The sequence below is a fragment of the Chthoniobacter flavus Ellin428 genome (assembly GCF_000173075.1).
GTDB lineage: Bacteria > Verrucomicrobiota > Verrucomicrobiia > Chthoniobacterales > Chthoniobacteraceae > Chthoniobacter > Chthoniobacter flavus.
In genome coordinates this window covers 63,516-81,191 of sequence record NZ_ABVL01000017.1, presented here as the reverse complement: position 1 = coordinate 81,191, position 17,676 = coordinate 63,516, and the positions used below count along the sequence as shown (strand labels likewise).

The following is a 17,676-nucleotide window of genomic DNA, read 5'->3' as shown; positions in this document are numbered from 1 at the left end:
GTTTTCCAATGACGGAAATATGGGAGAACACGCAGGAACGTATCCCTTCGCTGTTCTTCTTACGCCGACCCGTAAATTGCGCAGTTTCCTCTGTCCCGGCAGCATAGCTCTTCACATGTTCGCCCTCCGCCGCTCCCTCCTCGCTCTACTCTCAATTCTGAGCCCGTGGCCGGCTGGCGTCGCGCTGGCCGCGGACAAAGTGGATTTCAACTACGACATCCGCCCGCTGATTTCCAGCAAGTGCTACCACTGCCATGGGCCGGATGAAAAATCGCGCAAGGCCAAGCTGCGGCTCGACAAGCGGGAGGACGCGGTCAAGGAACACGAAAGCGGAGTGACGATCGTCCCGGGCGACCCGGCGAAGAGCGAGTTGATGAACCGCATCCTGTCCAAGGATCCCGATGACATCATGCCGCCGCCGAAGGAGCAGCACGCCCTGACGGCGCAGGAGGTGGACCTGTTTCGCCGCTGGATCGCGGAAGGCGCGGAGTACAAGCCGCACTGGTCTTTCGTCAAGCCGACCCGGGCCGACGTGCCGCCCTTGCCAGCCGGGGCGCGGGCCGACAATGCGATCGACCATTTCATCGCCGCCAAGCTGGCCACCGTGGGGCTGAAGCAATCGCCCGAGGCGGATCGCTATTCGCTCATCCGCCGCGTCGCGCTCGATCTCACCGGATTGCCGCCGACCCCGGAAGAAACCGAAGCCTTCGTCAACGACCGGAGCCAAGATGCTTACGAGAAAGTGGTCGACCGGTTGCTGGCCTCACCGGCTTATGGAGAGCGTTGGGCGAAGCTCTGGCTCGATCTCGCCCGCTATGCGGATTCCAGCGGCTATGGCTCGGATTTCGTGCGGCTGAATATCTGGCCCTATCGCGACTGGATGATCAATGCCTTCAACCGCAACCTGCCCTACGATCAATTCACCATCGAACAACTGGCCGGCGATTTGCTGCCGAATCCGACCACCGAGCAACTCGTGGCCACGGCGTTTCATCGCAACACGATGACAAATTTCGAAGGCGGCACCATCGATGAGGAATTTCGCGTCGCCGCGGTGAAAGATCGCATCGCCACAACGGGTGAAGTGTGGATGGGGCTGACCGTGGGCTGTGCGCAGTGCCACTCGCACAAGTTCGATCCGATCTCGCAAACGGACTACTACAGTTTCTTCGGCGTCTTTAATCAGAGCGAAGACGCCGACCGCAACGACGAGGAGCCGAAGATGCCGCTGCCGACGGCGGAGGAAACGGCGAAGACGACGAAGCTGAAGGACGACATCGCGAAGATCGAAGCGGAATTGAAAGAGACGACTTCGCCGGAACTGGAAGGCGAGGAAGTCGCGTGGGAAAAGGAAGCGGCGAAGCCGATCGCCTGGCAACCGCTCCAAGCGGCGGAGATCAAGGCGGCGAGCCAGACGACTTTTGACACGCTGCCGGATGGCTCGCTGCTCGCCCGCGGGGAGATGCCGGAGAAGGACACCTATACGATCAAGGTGCGCACGGATCTGCCCGGCATCACCGCGTTTCGCCTCGAGGCATTGCCGGACGATTCGCTGCCCGCGCATGGTCCCGGTCGGGCGGACAACGGCAATGCAGCCCTGACCAATTTTCACGTCGCAATGTTGCCGGCGGATTCGAAGCTGCCGCGCGGCCGCTTCGTGCGCGTCTCGTTGCCGGGCGTGAAAAAGCTCCTCGCCCTGGCCGAGGTGCAGGTCTTCAGCAACGGCGAGAACGTGGCGCTCAAGGGCACGGCGAAGCAATCGAGCACGGCCTACGGCGGTGACTCCAAGCGGGCGATCGATGGCAATACCGAGGGCGACTTTTTCAAGGCGCAGTCCGTCTCGCATACCAACCAGGAAAAGGACCCGTGGTGGGAGGTGGACCTCGGGAGCAGCGTAGATATCGAGCGCATTGCCATCTGGAATCGCACCGACAGCAATCTCGGCGCGCGGCTCGCGAATTTCCACGTGAGCGTGCTCGACGAGGCGCGCAAGCCGGTGTGGGAGCAGGTGGTCGTGCCGGCACCGAGTCCGAGTATCGCGCTCAAGCCGGCCGATGGCCAGACGATCGCCCTGCGCGACGCCACGGCAGATTTCAATCAGGAAGGCTGGCCGGTTTCGAAGGCGATCGACGGTGACGAGAAGAGCGGCTGGGCCTTTGCGCCGCAATCGGGACACGCGCATGCGGCGGTCTTCCAAACGGAGAAGCCGCTCAAGGCGAAGGAGGCGGTTTTGCAGTTCACGCTCGACCAGAACTACGGGCAGAAGCACACGCTCGGGCATTTCCGCCTGCTCGCGACCACGCAGGCGCAGCCGGTGCGGGAATTACCGGGGCACATCAAGGAAATCCTTGCCGTGGCCGCGGAATCGCGGAGCGCGGCACAGCAGGCCGAGGTGATGAATTATTTCCGCCCGCTGTCGAAGACGTACGCCGGTCTGGGCAAGCAACTCGAGGCGAAGCGCGCGGAACTCGCGGCGGTGAAGCCGCTGCTGCTGCCGATCATGCGCGAACTCCCTTCGGACAAGCAGCGCGAGACGCACATCCTCAACAAGGGCAACTACCTCGTCCCCATGGACAAGGTCGAGCCGGGGCTGCTCTCGCAGTTTGCTTCGTTTGTCCCGAAGGATGCAAAGATGGACCGGCTCACCGCCGCGCGCTGGCTGATGAGCCCGGAGAATCCGCTGACCGCGCGCGTCGCGGTGAATCGCTTTTGGGCGCAGCTCTTCGGCCTCGGCATTGTCGAAACGCAGGAAGACTTCGGCTCGCAGGGCGCGCTGCCCACGCATCCCGCGTTGCTCGATTGGCTGGCGGTGACGTTCATGTCGCCGAAGTCGGATGATCCCGCGCACCCCGGGCTCGCCTGGGATATGAAGGGCCTGCTGAAGCTCATGGTGATGAGCGCGACCTACCGGCAGGCGTCCAAAGTCAATCCGGACACGTTGGAGAAAGACCCGCGCAATCGCTTGCTCTCCTACGCGCCGCGACGGCGACTCGAGGCGGAGACCGTGCGCGATCAGGCGCTGGCCGTGAGCGGCCTGCTCAGCCACAAGATGTTTGGCCCGAGCGTGTATCCGCCGCAGCCGGATGGCTTGTGGAAAGTGGCTTTCAACGGCGGCCAGAATGCCTACCCGACATCGAAAGGGGAGGACCGCTATCGGCGCGGGCTCTACACTTTCTGGCGCCGCTCCATGCCGCCGCCGGACATGACGACCTTTGATGCGCCCAGCCGTGAGAGTTGCACGTTGCGCCGCATCCCAACGAATACGCCGCTGCAAGCCTTCGTGACGATGAACGATCCCGTCTTCGTCGAATGCGCGCAGGCGCTCGGTCGACGGATGATGCACGAAGGCGGGAATGATCCGGAAGCCCGGGTGCGTTTTGCGCTCCGTCTTTGCCTCGACCGTCCGCCCACGGATACGCAGGTGATGACCCTGGTCGACCTTTATGAAAAGGAACTGTCCATTTACCAGACCGATAAGGACGGCGCCTTGAAGCTGGCCACCGAGCCGATCGGTGCGCTGCCGGAAAATTGCGAAGCCTCCGAAGCGGCGGCTTACACCGTGGTGGCTAATGTAATGCTCAATCTCGACTCCTTCCTCACCAAGAATTGATGCCATGAATCTCCGACTCGAACACGCTCGCGCGGTCACCCGGCGCGAATTTCTCTCTCGCGGCGGCAAACTCGGCCTGGGCGCCATGGCGCTGGAAGGCCTGTTAGCAAAAGGCCTCGCGACCACCCAGGCGGTGAATCCACTCGCGCCCAAAGCGCCGCCGCTCCCCGCGAAAATCAAGTCCGTCATCTATCTCTCGATGAGCGGTGCGCCGCCGCAGCATGATCTCTTCGATTGGAAGCCGGAGTTGGTGAAGCACCACATGCAGGAGTGCCCCGCGGAGTTTTTGAAGGGGCAGACTTTTGCCTTCATCAAGGGCACGCCGAAGCTGCTCGGAACGCTGGCGAAGTTCGCCCAATACGGCCAGAGCGGAACGTGGGTGAGCGAGCATCTGCCGCATTTTCAAAAGATCGTCGACGATGTCGCCGTGGTTCGCTCGATGAACACGACGCAGTTCAACCACGCGCCGGCGGAGTTGTATTTGCACACCGGCAATATGCTGGCCGGTTCGGCGAGCATCGGAGCCTGGGCGACCTACGGGCTGGGTTCGGAAAATCAGGACCTGCCGGGGTTTGTCGTCTTGCTCAGCGGTGGGACGGATCCGACGGGCGGCAAGGCGACGTGGGGCTCGGGCTTTTTGCCGAGCGTTTACCAAGGGGTGCAGTGCCGCGCGGCGGGCGAGCCGATTCTATATGCGAACAATCCGGCGGGGATGACACGGGAGTCGCGCCGGGAATCGCTCGATGCGCTCAAGACCTTGAACGAAGCGGAAGCGAAGCAATTTGGTGACGCGGAAACGGTCACGCGTATCGCGCAATACGAACTCGCCTACCGCATGCAGATGTCGGTGCCGGGAGTGATGGATATCTCGAAGGAAAAGCCGGAGACGATCGAGATGTATGGCGCGAAACCGGGCGAGGCGTCCTTTGCCAACAACTGCCTGCTCGCGCGGCGGCTGGTGGAGAAGGGAGTGCGCTACGTCCATCTCTTCGATTGGGGCTGGGATATGCACGGCACGGGCAAGGACAACGATCTGCTCAACGGTCTGCCGAAGAAGTGCGGGAATGTCGATCAGGCCAGCGCCGCGCTGGTGGAGGATCTCAAGCAACGTGGGTTGCTGGATTCGACGCTGGTCGTTTGGGGCGGTGAATTTGGCCGCACGCCGATGAATGAAGCGCGCGGTGGTTCGACGTTCCTCGGCCGCGATCACCATCCGCACGCGTTCACGCTGTGGATGGCGGGTGGGGGAATCAAGAAGGGCCTGAACTTTGGTGCGACCGATGAGCTCGGCTATTTCGTCACGGAGGACAAGGTGACCGTGCGCGATTTGCAGGCCACGATTCTGCATCTCTTCGGCCTCGATCCCTACAAGTTTGCCTTCCGCTATCAGGGGCTGAACAACCGGCTCATTGGTCCGACGAATGAGGGGCAGATTGTGAATGGGATTTTGACGTAGGAGCCGGAGGCGAACATCAGCGTTGTCTTCGGTTTGACATTCCTTGGCGGAAGGGCCATTCATGGCGGCGATGAAACGCTTCCTCCCCTTGCTGTTCGCGCCGGTCCTCGTGCTGGCGCAGGATTCCGACCTGAAATCGAACGGTTCGACCCGGCTTTCGACCAGCTCGTTGCCCCAGGGACCAGGATCGAAAAACTCGCCGAAGGGGTTTCACTGGTCGGAAGGACCGGGTGTGGAAGGACGGCTCGCTGTATTTTTTCCGATGTGCCGGAAGAACAAGCTGTACCGCTGGGCAGCCGGGTGAGAAAGAAGCCGCCAAAGGTTTTTCCTCCCAGCCGAGCGGGTGGCATGGAATCGACTCCGGCGTTCAAGGAGCCCGGTTCGAATGGCCTCACGCTCGATGCCAAGGGCAACCTGATCCTCTGCCAGCAAGGCACACAGCGGGTCGCCCGGCTCGAGCCGGATGGCAAGCAGGTGCCGCTGACCCATGGCTACGAGGGCAAGCATTTCAACAGTCCGAACGACGTCATCTATTCGAAGAACGGGAATCTGTATTTCACCGACCCGCCTTATGGGTTGGAGGGGCTCAATGATTCGCCGCTCAAGCAGCTGAAGTTCAACGGCGTCTTCCTCGTGAAGCCTTCCGGCGAGACCACGGCGATCATCAAGGACCTCACTTTCCCGAATGGCCTCGCGTTTTCGCCCGATGAAAAACTCCTCTACGTCGGCGTGAGCGATCCGCAATCCGCGAAGGTGTGGGTCTACGACGTGCAGCCGGACGGCACCGTGGCCAACAAGCGCCTTTTCTTCGACGCGGGCCCGCTGGTCAGCGACAAGCGTGTGGGCCTGCCCGATGGCATGAAAGTCGATGCGCAGGGCGATCTGTGGTGCGCCGCCGCGGGCGGGGTGCTCGTCATTTCACCGACGGGCAAGCACCTCGGCACAATTGTCACCAATCAGCAGACGGGCAATTGCGCGTGGGGCGACGACGGCTCGACGCTCTACATCTGCGCAAACATGTTCATTTGCCGCGTGAAGACGCTGACCCACGGCGTCGGCATGGTGAACAAATGAGATAGCCGCCTTACTTCGGAGCGAAGGGGGCGCGGATTGTGCCGTCGCGGCTGATGATCGGCTGGGGATTTTCGACCCGGCCGAGCGGACGCACGCCAGGGCCTTTGCCATCGCGGCCGAGATCGTCTTTCATCGCGTCAGCCAGCTCGCGCAGATGGGCCACCACGTCGGGATGCGCGTCGGCCACGTTGGTCGTTTCGCCGATGTCGGTTTGGAGATTGTAGAGTTGATCCGGAATGGGAGCGGCGGGTTTCTTCACCGGGCCTTTGCCTTCGGCCAAACCGGCGGAACCGAAACGCAGCTTCCACGGACCGGTGCGCACGCCTTCGAGCCGCAGCCCGTTGAAGTAATAGAACACCTCGTGCGGCGATTTCGCACCGGCTTCACCGGCGAGCACCGGCCAGATATTGCCGCCATCGATCTTGTGATCGGTCGGGACCTCGCCACCGGCTAGATTCACGAGGGTCGGCAGTATGTCGAACATGCCGGTGATTTCGTCGGACGAAGTGCCGCCGGGAATTTTACCCGGCCACCAGGCGATCGTCGGCTCACGCATACCGCCTTCCCATGTCGTCGTCTTGAAGCCGCGCAGCGGAGCATTGACCGCCCGTGGGGTGCCGCCGTTATCGGAGGTGAAGAGGACGAAGGTGTGATCCTGGAGCTTGAGCTCGCGGAGGGTGTTGAGCACCTGGCCGACACTCCAGTCCACTTGTTCGACCCAATCGCTGTAGTAGCCGTTCGGCGATTTGCCGGCCCATTCCTTGCCGGGATAGATCGGGAAATGCACCGCATTGTGTGGGAGGTAGAGGAAGAAGGGTTTGTCCTTGTGCTCCGTGATGAATTTCACCGCCGCCTTGGTGTAGCGGTCCACGAGACCTTGCTGCTCATCCTGGCGCACCCGGGCGATGACCTTCTCGTTTTCGAGCATCGGCAGCGGAGGTTGATTCCCCGTGATGCCGGTTTCGGGAATGGGTGCGGAAGGATTCGGAGTGGCTTTCGGTTTGGGAATTGGATCGCCGAGGCTGCTCTTCGAGCCGTCTTCGCCTGGCCCCATGTCATTCGAATAGGGCAGGCCGAGGTAGTAGTCGAAGCCGCGGCGCGGCGGGAGAAATTCCGGTTGATCGCCGAGATGCCATTTGCCGATGCAGCCGGTGGCGTAGCCGGACTTCTTCAGCAACTCCGCGACCGTGTGCTCGGCGGGATTCAGGCCGACGGCAGCGCCGGGAAAGAGCACGCTGGGAATGGGCAACACGCGCTTCGGGTAGCAACCAGTCATGAGCGCCGAACGTGAAGGCGAGCAGACGGGCGCCCCGTAAAAGCAGGTGAGCTTGCGGCCTTCCTGCGCCATGCGATCGAGATTGGGGGTGCGATTGAGCTTCGAGCCAAACGGCGCGATGTCCGCGTAGCCCATGTCATCGATATTGATGATGATGAAGTTAGGCTTGTCCGCGGCCAGGGCAGCGCCGGCCAGCAGGCAGAGGGTGGAGAAGAGGAAGCGCAGGGGTTTCATGGGGTGAGGGGGAGACGAAAAGGGGAGAGCTTGCTTTCCGACGATGACCAGAAATGGAGCGGTACCTTTGAAGAGAGAAGCGAAAAAGAAGAGGCGAATGCGGGGAGCCGGGACGCGGATTGATTTCGGGCTGTTAATCGGACCATTCCCTGAGGCTCTATGGGCCGATGGAATTCCCGCACCGTCACGCCCCGGTTGACTCGCCGCTCAAGCGTCTTTTCGTCGCGCTGTGTCTGGCGTTGGCGCCGCTGGCCGCGGGTGCGGCCGGGAAAGCTGCGGTGCCCAATGGCATGAACGTGCATTTCAGCACGCCGCGGGAGGGTTACGTGATGGTGAACATCTATCGCGCGGATGGCACGCTGGTGCGCCGATTGGAGCCGGGAAAGACGATGCCCAAGGGCGCACACGATCTGACTTGGGACGGACTCTCGGACGACGACAAGATGGTGGAACCCGGCGACTACACGTGGAAAGGACTCTTTCACGAGGGCATCGGGCTGAAGCTGCGCGGCTGGGTGGGCAGTGGCGCAGATCTGCCTTGGAAAACGGCGGATGGAGAAGGGGGATGGGGCGGAGACCGCGGCGTGCCCAGTGCGGTCACGGCGGATGACACGCACGTCTATCTTGGCTGGTCGCTCGCGGAAGACGGCCATGCGGTCGTCGCCTGCGATCCCAGCGGACACGTGGTCTGGCGACACCGCCGGAGTGAGGGGCCTTCCGGTTGCAAGGCGCTGGCCGTGGATGATGGGCTCGTCTATGTGCTGGGCGGCCTGGACAAAGAAGGTGCGGAAGGCAAAGCGATCTATCGCCTGGATGCCCGCGACGGCAAACCCGTTCCCTGGCCGAACGGATCGGTCGACCTGAAGATCTTTTCGTTCTGGCCAGCGGATACGAAGTCGAATCCCGACGTGGCCGATGCCATGGCGGTGCGTCACGGACACATCTATCTCAGCTTCACGAATTCCCAATTCCTGACCGTTCTTGATGCCAAGAGCGGAGCCTATTTGCAAACTGTGGTCGGCGCTGCGCCCGGCATGATCGATATCGCGCCTACCCAGACCGAGTTGCCCGATGCACCGGGCAAAATGGCCGATGCGGATTTCGGCGTCATCGCGATCCGCGTCTCGCCGGAACTCCGGATGAGAGTGGGCAGCCAGGATGACCCCGGCTATTCCGTCCTCGGGCGCATTCTCTTTGCGCATGATCCGTTTTGGGTCATCACCAGTGACATGGCGGGACTCAAGACGGATGCGCCGGTGACAGCTCTGACCGTGGTTGGTGAGCGCGCCAAGTTTCACGCTCGCACGGCGTTCCTCGGCTTTGGCGCGCCGGTCAATCAACTCGAAGCGCGCCCGCTGCTCGATGCCGAGAATCCCACCTGGGTTGCGGGGCGGCGGGGCGGTCGTGCCTTGCTCGGTCCCTGGCAGGCGGATGGATTGCATTCGATCCGCGGAGTGGCGATGGCCCCGGATGGAAAGTTGTGGGTCGCGGAGAGCGACGCCTATCCCAAGCGCTTCAGCGTGTGGGATACGACCGGAAAGGAAGGCAAGCTGGTGCACGAGTTTTTCGGGCCGATGGACAAGGATGCCGCGGGAAGCGCGATCAACCCGCTCGATCCGGATGTGATGTTTGCTCAAGGCTGCGAATGGCGGATCGATCGCAAGACGGGCGTGGCGAAGTGCCTTGGTGTCGTGACTCGCGAGCCGGCTCGAGCAGCACGTTATGGCGTCGGAAAGAATGGGCACGCCTATTTGATCGTGTCTGCCGCGGAAAAAACCTCCTTGGATATTTACGAGCGAATCGGGGAGGGCGATTACAAGCTCCGTACCCGATTCTTCCAAGCAACCGAATCGGACTCGCCGGCATTTGTCGGAAAGACAGTGATGTGGGTGGATGAAAACGGAGATGGCAAGATGCAGGACAATGAAACGATCGCGATCTATAACGAGCCGGTCGGGCTGGAGGTGGGGCCAGCGGGTCCGAATCTCGCCGTGCGGACGAGGCCCTCGGCCACGGACGCCCCCATACCGACGATCATTCATACCGTAAAGGAATGGAGTGCCTGCGGCGCACCCCGCTACGATTTTAAAAATGGAACCCGACTCGCCGTTCTCGGAAGCGCCTTTGCCATTCGGGCAGCAGAGACAAGCCCAGATATGCAAATGGCGTTGGTTATGCGGACAGATCTGGCCTGCGTCGGGGGTGATTGGGGTAAAACGCTTCATTGGAGTATCCCTGAGCAGCAACTCCGAGAAAGCATCCCGGCGAAGATCGTTGGGAGTGCCCGCTTGTTGGCGCCGGTGAACAACGCGTGGCTTGTCACCTTTCAGAACAATGACTGGAGTATTTGGACGGAGGATGGATTTAACCTGGCGCATTTCTTTGCCAAAAGCGGGGAGCAGCCACACTGGCCGAAAGCGGCCGTACCGGGGGCGGAAATGACTCACGCAGGGGCTCCGCAGAATGGCCGACTGACCCAAGCGCGCGACGGCAAGTTGTATGTGGAAGCCGGCGATACGGCTCGTTGGAATATGGAGGTCACCGGCTTGGAAAAAGTGAAGGCATTGCCCGGCGGCAAGCTCACCGTGCCGGCGGCAAAATAACGCATCGACCTCGAAGAACTTTCCGCAATCATTCCCGACGTCATGAAAATCCTCCCGATCCTTTTCTTCGCACTTCTCGCGATGATCCTTTGCGCGCCGCTGCGCGCGGATGATTACGAAGCGCGGACCTTTTCCGCAGATGGAGCGCAGCTTGGTTACCGTTTGCTGAAGCCGAAGAATTTCGACGCGGCGAAGAAGTATCCGCTGGTGCTGATCCTGCACGGCGCGGGCGAGCGCGGGACGGACAATGCCGCGCAGCTCAAGTATGGCGCGCCGCTTTTCCTCAAGCCGGACGTGCGCGACAAGTATCCGTGTTTCGTCGTCGTGCCGCAGTGTCCGCCGGATCAGACGTGGTCGGCGGTGAAAGGCTGGACGGGGCCGAATGCTTACGAAGACCAGCCGACCGCGCCGATGAAGCTGCTGCTCGCCGCACTCGACGCGACGCTGAAGGAATTTCCGATCGACCAGGACCGGCAGTATGTCACTGGTCTCTCGATGGGCGGTTATGGGACGTGGGACTTGATCACCCGCCAGCCCACGCGCTGGGCGGCTGCGGCGCCGATCTGCGGCGGGGGTGATGTCTCGCGAATTGCACCGGCCAAGGGCGTAGCCTTGTGGGCGTTTCACGGTGTGCTCGACCCGACCGTGCCGGTGGTGCGCAGCCGCGAGATGATCGCCGCACTCGAAGCCGCTGGCGGTCACCCGCTCTACAGCGAGTATCCCTACGCGAAGCATGACTCTTGGAATATCGCCTATGGCGAGCCGGAGTTGCTGCCGTGGATGTTTGCCCAGAAGCGCGGGAGCGTGGTGCCTTGGGAGCAGATTGCTGGGCCCTTCTCGCAGCCGCCGTCGAATCTCTGCCCCGGCGCGGGGCCGATGCAGTCGGGGCTGTGGTTCCGCACGCTGTGGAAAGGACGGCGCGAGCAGTGGTCGAAGATGAAGGAAACCGAGGCGAACTCGGTGGTCTTTTTCGGTGACTCGATCACCCAAGGCTGGGGTTCGCTGGCGAACGACTTCAAGGAGCTGAAAGTGGCCAACCGAGGGATTAGCGGCGACACCACGCGCGGCTTGCGCACTCGTCTGCAGGGGGACGTGCTCGATCTGCACCCGAAGGCGGTCTCGATTCTCATCGGCACGAACGATCTCGACCAGGGCGCGGAACCAGAAGTGGTCGTGGAGAATCTGAAAGCGGTTGTCAACGCCCTGCACGCGGCGAATCCGGCGATGCCGATTGTGATCAACAAGGTCATGCCGCGGGGGCCGAAGCCGGGCTTTTTTCCGGAGAAAATTCGCCAGTTGAATGGGCTCTACGAAGAGGCGTTCAAGAGCGATAAACAAGTGACCTTCTGCGATACGTGGTCGCTTTTCGACGATGGCAACGGCTCATGCAAGAAAGAGGAGTTTCCCGACATGCTCCACCCGAATGCCACCGGTTATGCGAAGTGGACGGCGACTTTGCAGCCGATTTTCAGCAAGCTCGGGTTGGAGAAATAGCGGCTGGTACTTGCAGGGACGCACCGCCTGCGGGACATTGCCGCACATGAAACGCGTCTTCGGTCTCGAAACGGAATACGGTATCACTGTCGACGGCGTAACCGACCTGGATGTAGTGCGCGAATCCATCGAGATCGTGCGCAGCTACACTGAGCACGGTGCGTCGATGAAATGGGATTACAACCTCGAGGACCCGCACCAGGATGCCCGCGGCTTTCGCGCCGAGGAGTTGCTGCAGGACACCGACGAGGCGGCCTACTACGAACTCGATAAGAACCGGCCGCTGAGTTTCCAGGAGATCAAGAGCGACCTCGTGCTCAGCAACGGGGCGCGCTTTTACAACGACCACGCGCACCCGGAATACTCGACGCCGGAATGCACCACACTGCGGGAGATCGTGGCGCAGGACCAAGCGGGGGAACGTATTCTCGCGGAGTGTGCGCGGCGCCGGAACTCGCATCTGCCGGAAGGCTGCGAGGCGCGGCTCTATAAGAACAACACGGACTTCATCGGCCACAGCTACGGGTGCCATGACAACTATCTCATGCGGCGCGATGTGCCGTGGGAGTGGCTGGTCCGCGACGTGGTGCCCTTTTTGGTGACGCGACAGATTTTCGCCGGCGCGGGCAAGATGGGGATCGAGGGCGAGGACTCCGGTGGGCAGCCCGGGGTGTATCAGATCGCCCAGCGCTCCGACTTTTTCAGTGTGCTGTGCTCGATCGATACGATGAACCGGCGGCCGCTGGTCAACACTCGCGACGAGCCGCACGCGGACGCGGAGAAATACCGTCGCTTTCACGTGATCATTGGCGATGCCAACATGAGCCATTACGCCACGGCGTTGAAACTGGGGACGACTGCGCTGGTGTTGGAACTGATCGAGACGGGGCATGCCCCGCAGCTCGAACTGGCCAATCCGATCGAGGCGACCAAGTTGTTGAGCCGCGATCAATCGTTGCAATGGTTGATCGATCTCAAGGATGGGCGAAAGATTTCGGCGATCGATGTGCAGCGGCTGTATCTAGCTGCCGCGCGCAAGCATTGTCACGAAGCGGAAGAGACGAACTGGGTGCTCGCCGAATGGGAGTTGGTGCTCGACGACCTCGCGGCGGATTATTGGCGTTGCCGCGATCGGGTGGATTGGGTGGCGAAGAAATTTCTCCTGACCACTTTCCAGGAAAGTGAGGGACTGGAGTGGGACGATCCGTGGCTGCAATCGATCGATCTAGAGTATCACAACGTGTCCCTGGAGCAGGGGCTCTATTACGAGTTGATGCGCGAGAATCAGATGAAGCGGCTGGTTTCCGAGGACGATATCCGCCGGGCCATTTTCCAGCCGCCGGAAACGACGCGGGCCTTTTTCCGCGGGCGGGCCGTCGCGCGATTCAACCGCGAGATCGAGTCGATCCAGTGGGACGAGATCGTGCTCGGCTCAGGGCCGCTCAAGCGAAATGTCGAATTGGCCCATCCCGCGCACCATGCGGGATTGGATCGCCTCAACGCGGCGATTCGCGAGGCGAAGAGTTTTGAGGAACTGATGGGGATGCTGGAGGTGAAAGCCGACTAAAACTCCGTCTGCGCCGCGGGTTGCTTTTCTTCCTCGGGATGGAGGGCGCGATGCAGGATGTTCGTGAGCTTCGCGGAAAGGTACGGCTTCGGCAGGTAATTGCGGCCGTCTTCCAGGCGCACGTCGCTGCCGAAGAGTTCCGCGCTATAGCCGCTGGTGTAGATGACCTTGAGATCCGGTTGCTCGGCTAGCAGACGCTGGGAGAGCTCCAGACCGTTCACGCTGCCGGGCATGACCATGTCGGTGAGCAGCAGATCGATCTCGTGCGAGTGCTCTTTCCAGACCTCCAGGGCCGCGTCGCCGTGCTCGGCCTCGAGCACGCGATAGCCGCTGTGATCCAACACTTCGCGCACGAGGCTGCGGACCGCCTCGTCATCTTCCACGATGAGGATGGTCGATTCGGCACTGACGGGCGCAGTGTCGTGATGGTCGGTCTCCAGCGGTTCGGCCAGGCGTTCGGTGACCGGGAAATACACGCGGAATTCCGAACCCTTGCCGACGGCGGTGGAGACTTCGATCCAGCCGTCATGCTGCTTGGTGATGCCGTAGACGGTGGCCAGACCCATGCCGGTGCCCTTGTGCGTTTCCTTCGTCGTGAAGAAGGGCTCGAAGATGCGGCTGCGCGTGGCCTCGTCCATGCCGGTGCCGGTGTCGATCACGCTGAGCACCGTAAAATCGCCCGGGCGCGCTTCGGGATTCTTTTCGGTATCGGCGATGGTGAGCTCCACCTCGGACGTCTTGATCGTGATCCGGCCGCCCTTGGGCATGGCGTCACGCGCGTTGAGCGTCAGGTTCATGAGCACCTGCTCGAGTCCAGTCTGGTCGGCCCAGATGGGCGGCAGTTCTTCGCCGAAGGCGCAGCAGAGCTCGATGTGCTCACCCATCAGGCGGCGCAGCATGGAGGTGAGGTCGCGGATGAGGGTATTGAGCGACAACACGCGCGGGCGCATGACCTGCCGGCGGCTGAAGGCGAGCAACTGGCGCGTGAGATCGGCGGCGCGCTCCGAGGCGAGGGCGATCTGCTGCAGGGAATCGACCGCGTCTTCGTCGTGCCCGGGCAGGGTGAGCTGCAGGCTGGCGTGCCCCTGGATGATGGTCAGGAGATTGTTGAAGTCGTGGGCAACGCCGGCGGCGAGCTGGCCGATGGCTTCCATCTTCTGCGCCTGGCGAAGCTGGGCTTCCAGATTGAGACGCTCGGAGATATCGAGCACCATGAGCAGCAGATGCGGTTCGCCGCTAATCGTGATGCGCTCGAGCGAGACCAGGGTGTTGCGCAACTCGCCGGATTTCGTGCTGACCTGCGCTTCCACATGATGGAGCGGCTTCTCGTCGCTGGCCGCCGGCTGATTGTAATCGAGGCAGAAGCGTAGTTCGAGCGGCGTATGGCCGATGAGCTCTTCCCGCGTATAACCGGTCATCTGGAGGAAGGCATCGTTGACGTCGATGAAGCGATTCTCGCGCGGCGTCTGGATGACGAACGGAATGGGGCTGGCGCGGAAGGCCTTGCCGAAACGCTCTTCCGAACGCCGCAATTCGGCATTGCTGTCTTCCAGCGCCTTGGTGCGCTCCTGCACCATCTTGTCCATCGTTTCGAGGCGCACACTCGCCTGCTCGGTGACGTACCACTTCTTGGTCAGCGCGTGGGCGAGTTGCAGCACTTCGATGTTATCGAAGGGCTTTTTCAGGATGACGAGGTTGTCGTTGACGCCGAGGCGCACCGTCATCTTCTCCCACGAATAGTCGGAATAGGCGGTGCAAACGACGACTTGCAGCGAAGAATCGACCTGCCAGAGGCGCTCGATGGTCTCCACGCCATCCCAACCCGGAGGCATGCGAACGTCGACGAAAGCGAGCGCGAAGCGGTTCCCATCCTTGACGGACTTGGTTACTTTTTCCAGCGCTTCCTTGCCTTGATAAGCTGACTCGAGCTCGAACGTGGCGACATTGACCGGCACGTGCGGCGTTCCGAAGAGCACGGATTCCATCGCGTCGAGCTCGGTGCTCGGCTTGGTCGTGCCGAGCAGGATCTTGCGAAAGTCCTCGTGGATGGCGGGATTGTCGTCGACGAGAAGGATGCGATTGTTCGTCGGGAGATTCATGTCGTGGTAGCGGGCGCTGCCATGGGCAGTTCGAAAGTGAAGGTGGCACCGAGGCCGGGGCCGTCGCTGTGGGCGAGGAGGCGTCCGCCCATTTGCTGGGCGGCCAGCGCGGCGCTGTGCAGACCGAAGCCGTGACCGTCTTTGCGGGTGGTGAAGCCGTGGGAAAAGATGCGCGTCAGATTCTCCGGGGCGATACCGCAGCCGGTGTCCGTGACGATGAGGGCCACGGTCGTGTCGTTCTGCCGCCGAACGCACAGGGTGAGCTGCTTCTCGTTTTCGCTATCGTCCATGGCGTGCTTCGCATTGCGCAGGAGATTCACGAGGATTTGCAGGACCTTGTGCTTGTCGACCGAGACCGGAGGCACCTGCTCGTATTCGCGCACGACATTGATGCGATGGCGCGCAAAGCTGTCCATATTGAGCTGCAGAGCGTCCTCGATGAGCGACTCGACCGGTAGCACCTCGGAAAGACCCGAGACCCGCGCGTAGGTCTGCTGCATGGCGACGATGTCCTTGATGTGCTCGATGTTGCGGGTGAGCAGATCGATCTCCGCGCGCGCTTCCAGGCGCTCGTTTTCGAGATGCTGCGAGAGGTCGGCGATGTAAGAGGGGAGCAACTGGCCCTTCGGATCGCTGGTCAGGAACTCGGCGAGCTCGCCGTTCTTGTCGCGCAACATGGCGGCGGCGCGGGCGAGATTGGAAGTGCGCGATTGGCCAAGGCGCTCGGCGATGAGCGTGGCGGAGACATTCACGCTATTGAGCACGTTGCCCACGTTGTGCAGCACGCCGGTGGCGACTTCCGCCATGCCCGCCTGGCGCGAGGCGTCCATGAGCTGCTGCTGCGCGCGTTGCAGTTCTTCTTCCGCGCGTTTGCGCTCCGCGATCTCGTGTCGCAGTGCGGTGTCCCGCGCCTGGATTTGATCGAGCATGCTATTGAAGGAGTCGGTGAACGTTCCCAATTCATCGTCCACCACCTTGGCGGCGCGCGCCGAGTAATCGTGATTCCCCATGATGTGGCGGGCGGTGTCGGCGAGGTTCTGGATGGGGTCGAGAATGACGCGCTCCAGTTTCCAGGAGACGAACACGGCGACGAGGAAGGAGATCGAGAGCACCGCGACGAGGATACTGGCGTAGAGGCGGTGCAGTTTGTTGGCCTGCCGGCTGTAGTCCGCGTGCAGGATCAGGGTGCCGAGGCGTTCGCCCTCGAGCAGGATCGGTTGGGAGTAAACGATATCTTCTCCCTGATTGTGAAAGCCGAGGGGAGGATTCGCCTCGCCGGCGGAGGGAATGGTGACCCGCCCGATGCTGGCCAGGACGGTGCCATCCTTGAGCACCAATGCGGAACCGGTGATGTTCGGCTTGGCCTTGAGCGCCGCCAGATTTTCCCGCGCGGCCTGTTCATCGGCAAATTTCAGGACGGCCGTGCTGTTGCTGGCGACGATTTCACCCACCGCCACGAGATCCCGGCGGAAGTCGCGCTGGAAGAAGTAGAACTGCAAGGCGAAGAGCGCCGACGACGCCACGCAGAGCGCCGCCGTACAAGTAGCCAGCACGACAAGTCGCAGCTTGCGTTGGATCGGAAAACTCCGGAGGCGGGTATTCATCGCAGGGCCTAGCGGGGGGCGTCGATAAACCGCATCAATGGCAAGGCCAGTTGGAGCAGATGCGAACTGACGCTGAGCTTCTCGCGCGCGGCCTGCATCGGTGCTGATCTGAAAACGGACCTGGCCGCCGACGGTGACGAAGTTGATGACCCCACCTTTTTCGAGGAAGTTGTCGCATTCGCCCACCGTGAGCACATTTTCGCGCCGCACCTCGGCCAGGATCGGCCCCAGGCGATCGCGCTCCGAGCGGCTGATGAAAAGGACATGACAGCTGTGCAGTTCCTCTTTGTTGAGCAAATGTTTGATCACTACCGGGCGGCCCTTGATCAGCCGCTCCTGAATTGATTCCTGGAGCAGAGCGGAAATGTTGTCCGCTCCGTAAACGCCAATCACAAAAGGCGAATCCGGTTGTGCAAACTTCCGTGCGGGCCATTCCACGAACTTGGTGAAGCTGTTGATGAACTCGGCTTTCTTCTGGAATTCGCGTACGTCGCCGGGCCGCTGCGCCAGGGCTGTAGCCACCATCAGGATCATCCAGACGACAAGCCAACCGCAGCGCAGTGCGCAATAAAAATGCGAACTGGGAGCGCGACGTTGAGACATCACGCACAAAGTAAGCGGTAGGGATGCGCCGATGCGAGGCAATTGGTCGACGGAAG

At 61.7% G+C, this 17,676-nt stretch carries 10 protein-coding genes; 7 read left to right on the top strand and 3 right to left on the bottom strand.

Annotation, left to right across the window (positions count from 1 at the left end; translation table 11 throughout):
* Positions 1 to 115 precede the first annotated feature (115 nt).
* The 4 genes from CFE428DRAFT_RS23100 to CFE428DRAFT_RS23090 all read left to right on the top strand — a co-directional run bounded on the left by CFE428DRAFT_RS23100 (position 116) and on the right by CFE428DRAFT_RS23090 (position 6,140).
* Positions 116 to 3,610, top strand: a complete 3,495-nt coding sequence (locus CFE428DRAFT_RS23100; protein WP_006982079.1) for a DUF1553 domain-containing protein — start codon at positions 116 to 118, stop codon at positions 3,608 to 3,610.
* A gap of 4 nt (positions 3,611 to 3,614) precedes the next feature.
* Positions 3,615 to 5,066, top strand: coding sequence for a DUF1501 domain-containing protein (locus CFE428DRAFT_RS23095; RefSeq protein WP_006982078.1), 1,452 nt, complete (start codon positions 3,615 to 3,617; stop codon positions 5,064 to 5,066).
* A gap of 70 nt (positions 5,067 to 5,136) precedes the next feature.
* Positions 5,137 to 5,370 (top strand): hypothetical protein, encoded by a 234-nt coding sequence (locus tag CFE428DRAFT_RS36115; protein WP_157447609.1) that lies wholly within the window; start codon positions 5,137 to 5,139, stop codon positions 5,368 to 5,370.
* 44 nt (positions 5,371 to 5,414) lie between these two features.
* Positions 5,415 to 6,140: an SMP-30/gluconolactonase/LRE family protein gene (locus CFE428DRAFT_RS23090; protein ID WP_006982076.1), complete on the top strand. Its 726-nt coding sequence runs from the start codon at positions 5,415 to 5,417 to the stop codon at positions 6,138 to 6,140.
* Between the two features lie 10 nt (positions 6,141 to 6,150).
* Here CFE428DRAFT_RS23090 and CFE428DRAFT_RS23085 read toward each other — a convergent pair whose 3' ends face one another.
* The gene (locus CFE428DRAFT_RS23085; RefSeq protein ID WP_006982075.1) at positions 6,151 to 7,650 is read right to left on the bottom strand and encodes a sulfatase family protein; all 1,500 of its coding nucleotides are present in this window, start codon (positions 7,648 to 7,650) and stop codon (positions 6,151 to 6,153) included.
* 167 nt (positions 7,651 to 7,817) lie between these two features.
* Between CFE428DRAFT_RS23085 and CFE428DRAFT_RS23080 the strand changes: the two genes are divergently transcribed.
* Genes CFE428DRAFT_RS23080 through CFE428DRAFT_RS23065 form a run of 3 tightly spaced genes read left to right on the top strand, consistent with a single transcriptional unit; the run spans position 7,818 to position 13,314 of the window.
* Entirely contained in the window at positions 7,818 to 10,253 is a 2,436-nt protein-coding gene (locus CFE428DRAFT_RS23080; protein ID WP_006982074.1) for a FlgD immunoglobulin-like domain containing protein, read from the top strand.
* Between the two features lie 42 nt (positions 10,254 to 10,295).
* On the top strand, positions 10,296 to 11,747 hold the full coding sequence (locus tag CFE428DRAFT_RS34310) for a GDSL-type esterase/lipase family protein (RefSeq protein ID WP_006982073.1): 1,452 nt from the start codon (positions 10,296 to 10,298) through the stop codon (positions 11,745 to 11,747).
* A gap of 46 nt (positions 11,748 to 11,793) precedes the next feature.
* On the top strand, positions 11,794 to 13,314 hold the full coding sequence (locus CFE428DRAFT_RS23065; protein ID WP_006982072.1) for a proteasome accessory factor PafA2 family protein: 1,521 nt from the start codon (positions 11,794 to 11,796) through the stop codon (positions 13,312 to 13,314).
* On the opposite strand, the gene CFE428DRAFT_RS23060 is transcribed toward CFE428DRAFT_RS23065, so the two are convergent.
* Positions 13,311 to 15,413, bottom strand: a complete 2,103-nt coding sequence (locus tag CFE428DRAFT_RS23060) for a response regulator (RefSeq protein ID WP_006982071.1) — start codon at positions 15,411 to 15,413, stop codon at positions 13,311 to 13,313. The genes CFE428DRAFT_RS23065 and CFE428DRAFT_RS23060 overlap by 4 nt on opposite strands.
* Positions 15,410 to 17,620, bottom strand: a complete 2,211-nt coding sequence (locus CFE428DRAFT_RS34305) for a TOL_0243 family YfiR-like periplasmic protein (protein WP_049975728.1) — start codon at positions 17,618 to 17,620, stop codon at positions 15,410 to 15,412. Before CFE428DRAFT_RS34305 ends, CFE428DRAFT_RS23060 begins: the two co-directional genes overlap by 4 nt.
* Positions 17,621 to 17,676: the final 56 nt, after the last annotated feature.

Bases quoted from the DNA above. Each gene is read 5' to 3' on its own strand.
- CFE428DRAFT_RS23080 (WP_006982074.1), top strand. From the start codon at position 7,818: ATGGAATTCCCGCACCGTCACGCCCCGGTTGACTCGCCGCTCAAGCGT.
- CFE428DRAFT_RS23060 (WP_006982071.1), bottom strand. From the start codon at position 15,413: ATGAATCTCCCGACGAACAATCGCATCCTTCTCGTCGACGACAATCCC.
- CFE428DRAFT_RS23100 (WP_006982079.1), top strand. From the start codon at position 116: ATGTTCGCCCTCCGCCGCTCCCTCCTCGCTCTACTCTCAATTCTGAGC.
- CFE428DRAFT_RS23095 (WP_006982078.1), top strand. From the start codon at position 3,615: ATGAATCTCCGACTCGAACACGCTCGCGCGGTCACCCGGCGCGAATTT.
- CFE428DRAFT_RS23090 (WP_006982076.1), top strand. From the start codon at position 5,415: ATGGAATCGACTCCGGCGTTCAAGGAGCCCGGTTCGAATGGCCTCACG.
- CFE428DRAFT_RS36115 (WP_157447609.1), top strand. From the start codon at position 5,137: ATGAAACGCTTCCTCCCCTTGCTGTTCGCGCCGGTCCTCGTGCTGGCG.
- CFE428DRAFT_RS34305 (WP_049975728.1), bottom strand. From the start codon at position 17,620: ATGTCTCAACGTCGCGCTCCCAGTTCGCATTTTTATTGCGCACTGCGC.
- CFE428DRAFT_RS23085 (WP_006982075.1), bottom strand. From the start codon at position 7,650: ATGAAACCCCTGCGCTTCCTCTTCTCCACCCTCTGCCTGCTGGCCGGC.
- CFE428DRAFT_RS34310 (WP_006982073.1), top strand. From the start codon at position 10,296: ATGAAAATCCTCCCGATCCTTTTCTTCGCACTTCTCGCGATGATCCTT.
- CFE428DRAFT_RS23065 (WP_006982072.1), top strand. From the start codon at position 11,794: ATGAAACGCGTCTTCGGTCTCGAAACGGAATACGGTATCACTGTCGAC.